Source organism: Anaerolineae bacterium (genome assembly GCA_011176535.1).
GTDB lineage: Bacteria > Chloroflexota > Anaerolineae > Anaerolineales > DRMV01 > DUEP01.
Window position 1 is genome coordinate 1 of record DUEP01000086.1, and the last position, 6988, is coordinate 6988.

Here is a 6988-nt window from a genome sequence, read left to right on the forward strand (position 1 = left end):
CAGAAGCATATCCCTCTGGCTATCCAAGCCTTCTTGCGCTTGGCAGGGGCGCGTTTGCAGCACGGCATCACCTGGTTGGAAGCCAAACACGCCATAATTCGGGAGGCCATCCGTCATGACTTGGCCCATCCTACTTTTATCCTTCAGCCCACTGCGTAACTCCTATACAGAAGAAATGATACACTACTTCCCCGTCGAGGACCTGCCTCACATTTTCCAGCGCTTCTACCGGGTGGACAAATCCCGCTCGCGGGCCGGCGGGCGGCACCAGGCTGGGATTGACCATCGCCAAGCACCTGGTCGAGGTCCACGGCGGGCGCATCTAGGCCGAAAGCCCCGGCCCCAGTCAGGGGAGCACATTCGCCTTCACCCTGCCGGTGGTCGAAACCTGAGGCCATCGTCGCTGCCGCGAAGTAAAACCGCCCCGCGGGAGAACCCGTGGGGCGGTTTTGGCTACACGAAACACCGACCCTCAGGCAGTCTCTGCCCGGCCTCCCAGATGCTTGGCCAGGAAACGCTCCGCCCGGCGGAAGAAGTCCAGCCGGTTCTCCGGCTTGAAAAAGCCGTGGCCCTCGTCGGGGTATTCCACATACTCCACCTCCCGGCCCAGGCGACGCAAAGCCTCCACGATTTGCAGGCTCTCCTGGCGCTTGACCCGGGGGTCATTGGCCCCCTGGCCGATGAGCAACGGGGCGCGGATATTCTCCGCGTGGAACAAGGGGGAAACGGCGCGGAGCAAGTCCGCGTCCTTCTCGGGGTGGCCCATGCGGGTGTGGAAGACGGCCACCATGGGCTTCCAGTAAGGCGGAATGCTTTCCAGCAAAGTGAACAGGTTGGACGGCCCCACAATGTCCACCCCGCAGGCGTAGAGGTCAGGGGTGAAGGTCAGCCCGGCTAAGGTGGCGTAGCCGCCGTAGGAGCCGCCCATGATGCCGATGCGCTGGGGGTCCGCGATGCCCTGCTTGATGAGCCATCGGGCGGCGTCGGTCAGGTCGTCCTGCATCTTGCGGCCCCATTGCTTGTTGCCCGCGTTGAGGAAGGCCTTGCCGTAGCCCACCGAGCCGCGGAAGTTGACCTGCAACACGGCATAGCCCCGGTTGGCTAGCCATTGGGCGATGGGCTCCCAACCCCAGAAATCCCGCGCCCAGGGCCCGCCGTGGGGGTAGATGACCGCTGGCAGGCCTCTGGGCTCCACACCGGGCGGCAGGGTCAGGTAGCCGTGCAGGATCAGCCCGTCACGGGCCAGGATGCGCACCGGCTTCCGCCCGGCCAGGGAATACTTCTCCACCTCCGGGCGCGAAACGAACAACATCCGCGCCTCGCCGGTCCCCCGGTCGTAAAGGTAATAGTGGACCGATTGCCGATCACCGTCGTAGGCCACCACCCACCAGCGGTTGGCCAAATCCCGGCTGGTGATGCCGAACGAACGGCCCGGCTCTACCTGCGCCAGACGGTCGAAAGCATCCTTCAGAACGGGATCCAGCACCACCCACTCTTGCTTATCGCGGTACACGGCCACGGCTTCCGGACGCTCGGCGCGGGGGTGGAAAAGGAAGCCCGGGCCCAGGCTCCAGTCGCCCACGCCCATGTCATATTCCGGGTCCTCAGCCAACACACGCTCCTCGCCAGTGCGCAGGTCGTAGGCACGCAGGGCGGAGGTATCACGGCCCGCACTGCTGAACAGGTACAGGGTGTCGCCCCGCAGGTCCACCGTCTGCACCAGTATATCCTCCAAGCCCCAGCGGTAAAACACTTCCCAACCGTCCTCCGTGCGGCGTAGCAGTTCGCCACCGCCGTCGTCGGTCATGCGCTCGGCCACCCGCACCTGAAATTGCTCGTCGGCCATAAAACGCAGCGCGCCGATATCGTTTTGCACCACCAGGGTGCGCTCCCCGGTGCGCAGGTTCACCCGATAGACATCGTGCAACGCCGGGTTACGGTCGTTGAGGGCGATGAGGATTTCGTCGGAGAAGTCAGGATGCACATGGACAAAGCGCGCTTGGACGCCCTCACCAGGGGTGAGCAGCCGCGCTTCGCCGCCCTCGGGGCCCACGGCGTAGATGCGCCAGTTCTCGTCGCCGTCCTTGTCCTGAATGTAGAGCAGATCACCGTTCTCGGCCCACACATATTCCAGGATGCCGCGACCCCGGTCGTTGGTCACCCGGCGCGTCTCGCCTGTGGTCAGGTCTTGCACCCACAGGTTGAGCACGCCCTCCCAGGGGCGCAGGTAGGCGATACGCCGCCCGTCAGGCGCAATGCGCACGCTGGCATATTCAGGATGCCCGAAAAGCACTTCCAAAGGGATAAGGGGGATTTGCTCCAATGTCATGAGAGGACCTCCTTAGTCGTTGGGATACGATGCGAGGTTCAGGTCAGGGTATGAATCCACGGGAAGCGCCCGGCCCACAGATAGGGCGCCAGACTCTCGGCCCAGAAAGACCAGAAAAAGACGCCGGCCGCCACGGCCACACCGAGCTACCCCCAGCGCCGCGCGGCCGGGGACAACTGTTCCCGGGCCACTGCCCAGGCTAAGAGGAAGAACACGCCCACAGGGTGACCAGGGTCAGGGGAACTTCCAGCCAGGGAGGCAACGCCTTGCTTCTACTATAGCACAAACCGCGCCCCAGCGCCCGCTACGGCCCCATCCCTCCACCAGGCCGCGCCAGGTTGAGGGCCATGGGAACCACGATGCGCAACAGATAAGGCGCAACCGGCCAGTCGGCGTCGAAGCGCTTTACCCGCCGTAGAAGCGCAAGAAGGCCTCCTGCACCGCCTCCTCGGCCAAGGCTCGCTCCTGGGCGATGAGGAATGCGGCCCGCAAAGCCTGCCCTTGATACCGTCGCACCAAAGGCTCCAACCTGCTGAGATCGCCCGCCTGGAGCCGGGTCACCGCATCTCTGTCATCCATCGTTTGCTCCGCATCAGGTGTGGCATGCCATGCGTGCCTCACTCAACACACACCCGACCCGGCCAAAAAGTTGACGCTTCGGCGCAAAAGGCGGCCACGGAAACCTTGACCCAGACGCCACCCTGGGGTATCATCCCGCCCGGACAAACTTCCCTTTCAGGTGAATCCCGTGATCAACCGCGTCCTCCAGGCGTCCGTCCCGACCCGTCCCAGGGCCTCCTGGCCCCGAGGGAACCCGCTTCCACCGCGCGGCGACAGGCGCCCTCGTTTTTCGGAGGGCGCTTTGTCGTTTAACCCGCAGTGCGTGCTCAAGGAGGTATCCATCATGTCATCGGCCATCGTGGTGCGCAACCTGCACAAGACTTACCGCAGTCCACAACGGGCGCCCGGCCTGCGGGCCGCGCTGCGCCACCTGGTCGCGCCCCGCTACCGCACCGTGCAGGCCCTGCAGGGCGTGTCCTTCACCATCCGCCCCGGCGAGGCCGTGGGCTACCTGGGCCCCAACGGCGCGGGGAAGACCACCACCCTGAAGATTCTGGCCGGGGTGCTCTTCCCCGACGCCGGGGAGGTGGAAGTGCTATGCTCCGTGCCCTGGAAAGGCGAGACCACCTTCAAAAAGCAGAGCGCCTTCGTCATGGGCCGCAAGGGGCAACTCTGGTGGGACCTGCCCGCCCTGGACCTCTTCCACTTGTTCCGCGAAATGTACGAGGTGCCCCTCCCGGTCTTCCGCCGCCGGCTGGACGACCTCGCCGGGCGGTTTCGCGTCACCGACCTGCTCTCGGTGCCCGTGCGCAATCTCTCCTTGGGCGAGCGGATGAAGATGGAACTCATCGCCGCCCTGCTCCACGGCCCCCAGGTGCTCTTCTTAGACGAGCCTACCTTAGGCCTGGATGTGATGGCCCAGCACGAGATCCGCGCCCTGCTGCGCGACTATGTGCGCCAACAAGGCCTGACCCTGCTCATGGCCAGCCACTACATGCGGGATGTGGAGGCCATCTGCGACCGGATCATCCTGCTGGACGCCGGGCGCATCCGCTTCGACGGCCCGCTGAGCGATCTCAAGGCCCGTTACGCCCCCTTCCGCGAGGTGCGGGCGACCCTGACCACGGCGGCGAGGGCGGTGCCCGCCGCTGCCTGGCTGGTGGAGCGGGCCGGCCCCCGGCTGCGCTGGCGGGTACCCCGCGAGCAGGTGCCCATGCTGTTGCAGCAGTTGACCGCGCAAAATGAGGTGGTGGACCTGAGCGTGCAGGAGCCAGCCTTAGCGGATGTGCTGCGCGAGGCGTTCGCCCAGAACAGCGCGGGGAGGTGATCCATGAGATGGCGCAAGTACCTCACCGTGGCGCGGCTGGCCGTGCAGGAAGCCACAGCCTATCGGTTGAACCACTTCCTGAGTTTCCTGGTGGCTGCCGTGCCGCTGCTGGGCCTGCTGCTCCTTTGGGATCAGGTGCTCGGCCCCCAGGGACGCCTGGCCGGGTTCACCCGCGGGGAGATGCTCACTTACTTCATTCTTACCCGCTGGCTCTACGAACTCACCGGCCCGGCCGTGTGGTGGGACATCACTTACGAAATCTACGAAGGCGATCTGGCGTTCCACCTGCTGCGGCCCCAGCGCTACGACCTCTACCACTTCGCCCTCATCTTAGGCAGCAAACTGCCCTATGCCCTGGTGGGGTTGGGTGTGGTGGTGCCCTTTGCCCTGAGCGTGGGCGCGGCGTGGGTCTGGCCGCCTTCCGTGGGCGCCTGGGCCGCCTTCGGCGTGAGCGTCGCCCTGGCGGTCGCCCTGGCCTATGCGTTCACATTTCTCTTCAGCCTGAGCGCCTTCTGGCTAGAGGACACTGGCGGCGTGAGCCTGCTGGCCGACTTCGTGGTGCCTCTGGCCGCGGGGTTCCTGCTGCCGCTGGATCTGTTCCCGCGGCTGGTGGCCGCGCTGCTGCACGCGCTGCCCTTCGCCCAACTGCTGTACTTCCCGGCCCAGGTGTACCTGGGGCGGGTGAGCGGGGCCGCCTGGCTGGGCGGAGTGGGTGTGCAACTGGCCTGGCTGGTGGGGCTGTTTCTGGTCAACGGCTGGGTATGGCGGCGGGGGCTGCGCCGCTTCCGCGCGGCAGGAGGCTGAACCATGCGTCGGTATCTCCGTCTGTGGTGGCATTGGGCCCGTCTTTCTCTGGGGCGGGAAAGTCTGTTCCGCGGGAACGCCTGGTTACGCCTGCTGGCCCACGCGCTCTGGCTGGGCACGGCCTGGGTGTTCTTCGAGGCCCTGTACCTGCATGTCCCCACCATCGCTGGCTGGCGGCGCGAGCAGGTCTGGCTGCTCATCGCGATCAACGAACTGGCCCAGGGGCTGTACAATCTGTTCGTGGGCCGGGGTCTCCTCTGGATTCCCGACCTCATCTGGCAGGGCGAACTGGACAGCATCCTCACCAAACCCGTGGCCCCCTTGTTCACCCTCACGGCGGGCCGGATGCGCCTGTACGACGCCCCCTCGCTGACCCTGCCTTTGGCCTTAGGGACCTATGCCCTGCGCGTCCTGGGCGAGGCGCCCCCTTTCTCCCAGTGGCCATGGTTCGGGCTGCTGCTCCTGTTGGGCGTAACTGCGCGGTACGCCATCACCTTAGCCGTAGTCTCCTTAGCCTTCTGGGTGACCCGGGTCTACGCCATGCCCTCGCTACTTGCCGAACTCTTCCGCCTGGCCGGGTATCCCGAGGGCATCTTCCGGGGGGTAAGCCGGGCGCTATTCACCTGGGCCATGCCGGTGCTGGTGGTGGCCAACTTCCCCGCGCAGGCCCTGCTGGGCGCGCCGCCGCTGCCCCGACTCACCGCCGCCCTGCTGGCCGTGGGGCTGTGGTTGAGCGCGGCCCTGACCCTTTGGCGGGCCGGGCTGCGGCGTTACACCGCCGTGGGTGGATAGCCCCCCTGCGGTGCGACCATCACCGGCGCCTTTGCTTCGCCTCACCGGGCCAACCGCCGGGGTGCCCGCAATTCTGCAACGACCAATAGCAGACCAACGCAGGGCCTGCCATCGGTCGCACGAACCCCCTACCCCAACCCAGGACAGGACCGGCCTGAGGCGTGGCGGAAGGGTTGCTTCACGACGTCCCCGAACGCAAGGAGAAACACGAATAGTCGTTGTGCTGGTACGGGTCCACACTTAAATGCTTGATAATCTCCCCGTTAAATGTTGTCAGCAGAAACGGGCACCGTAGTCAGCAGCTCTTTAACAGTCCAGACATGATCTGTCAGGCCGGCAGCCATAGCCGGTGTCCGGGGATACCCGCGGCGCTGCGGATCATCGCCGACCTCAAGGCGCAAGGTTTTGAGCGGACGGATCAGGTTGTAAACCATGTCTCCCCAGACAGCAGCAGCTCGGCGCATCTCGAGGGCCTGGGAATAGGCTGGCGTCTTCCGTGTCAGGCGGCTGCCCAGATGGCGCCACGTGAGATGCGTGCCCTCGACATAGGCCGTGTTGTGGGCCAGAAGGCGGAGAACATCCTCTTGGTTTCCGTAAACGACGCGTAAGCGGAGGCCCACGACACGCCCCTTCTCCCGCTGTTTGACCACCTGCAGGTAGGGCTGGCTATCCTCAGGCCGTTTCTTGGTCCGCGGTCGCCCCCTTCCGGCGTATTCCGCCACCTTCCCGTAGACTTCCACCATCGCTTCGCGGATGCCCCCGCAGCCATCGGAAACGGTCGGAGGCGGGGCATCGGGATGGCCGCGCCGTTTCAGCGTTTGAAACACCTCGATGGCGGCCTCGGTTTCGCTCTTGCCCATCCCGCGGGCCGCGCGCAGTCGTGTGCTCGGCTCTATCATCGTCGCCCGCCAGAACCCTCCCTTTTCGTCGGTTTCGGGGTAGCCTTTTTTTCACCCTTGTGGCCCACGTAGGACCGGAGGGCGTCCAGTTGCCCCTGATCCAGATGGTACTCGGCCATGAGTATCTCTTCGATCTCTTCCGCATGCTGAGCGGCAGCCCGAAGCCGGTCCAAAATCGTGTCCTCTTTGTGCCCCTTCACCCGTGCCAAGCTACTGATGCGAACGCCTTCGGCGATGAACGCCAGGGTCTCAATGATCTCCTCTTCGGGCGTCCGG

7 protein-coding genes and 1 pseudogene are annotated in these 6988 nt (G+C 65.3%); 4 read left to right on the forward strand and 4 right to left on the reverse strand.

Annotated features, from left to right (window positions below; all coding sequences use genetic code 11):
* The first annotated feature begins 190 nt into the window (after window positions 1-190).
* A pseudogene (locus G4O04_08160) lies at window positions 191-326 on the forward strand (cell wall metabolism sensor histidine kinase WalK).
* 146 nt (window positions 327-472) lie between these two features.
* On the opposite strand, the gene G4O04_08165 reads toward G4O04_08160, so the two are convergent.
* The gene (locus G4O04_08165) at window positions 473-2329 is read right to left on the reverse strand and encodes a S9 family peptidase (GenBank protein HEY58491.1); all 1857 of its coding nucleotides are present in this window, start codon (window positions 2327-2329) and stop codon (window positions 473-475) included.
* A 405-nt stretch (window positions 2330-2734) separates the two neighbouring features.
* Window positions 2735-2908, reverse strand: a complete 174-nt coding sequence (locus G4O04_08170) for a hypothetical protein (protein ID HEY58492.1) — start codon at window positions 2906-2908, stop codon at window positions 2735-2737.
* A gap of 325 nt (window positions 2909-3233) precedes the next feature.
* Between G4O04_08170 and G4O04_08175 the strand changes: the two genes are divergently transcribed.
* Genes G4O04_08175 through G4O04_08185 form a run of 3 tightly spaced genes read left to right on the forward strand, consistent with a single transcriptional unit; the run spans window position 3234 to window position 5813 of the window.
* The gene (locus G4O04_08175; GenBank protein HEY58493.1) at window positions 3234-4217 is read left to right on the forward strand and encodes an ATP-binding cassette domain-containing protein; all 984 of its coding nucleotides are present in this window, start codon (window positions 3234-3236) and stop codon (window positions 4215-4217) included.
* Between the two features lie 3 nt (window positions 4218-4220).
* On the forward strand, window positions 4221-5021 hold the full coding sequence (locus G4O04_08180; protein ID HEY58494.1) for a hypothetical protein: 801 nt from the start codon (window positions 4221-4223) through the stop codon (window positions 5019-5021).
* Window positions 5022-5024: 3 nt separating this feature from the next.
* On the forward strand, window positions 5025-5813 hold the full coding sequence (locus tag G4O04_08185) for a hypothetical protein (GenBank protein HEY58495.1): 789 nt from the start codon (window positions 5025-5027) through the stop codon (window positions 5811-5813).
* A 263-nt stretch (window positions 5814-6076) separates the two neighbouring features.
* Here G4O04_08185 and G4O04_08190 read toward each other — a convergent pair whose 3' ends face one another.
* Window positions 6077-6712: a transposase gene (locus G4O04_08190; GenBank protein HEY58496.1), complete on the reverse strand. Its 636-nt coding sequence runs from the start codon at window positions 6710-6712 to the stop codon at window positions 6077-6079.
* Window positions 6709-6988: hypothetical protein (locus G4O04_08195; GenBank protein ID HEY58497.1), on the reverse strand; the 280-nt coding region annotated here is incomplete at its 5' end. The genes G4O04_08190 and G4O04_08195, both read right to left, overlap by 4 nt.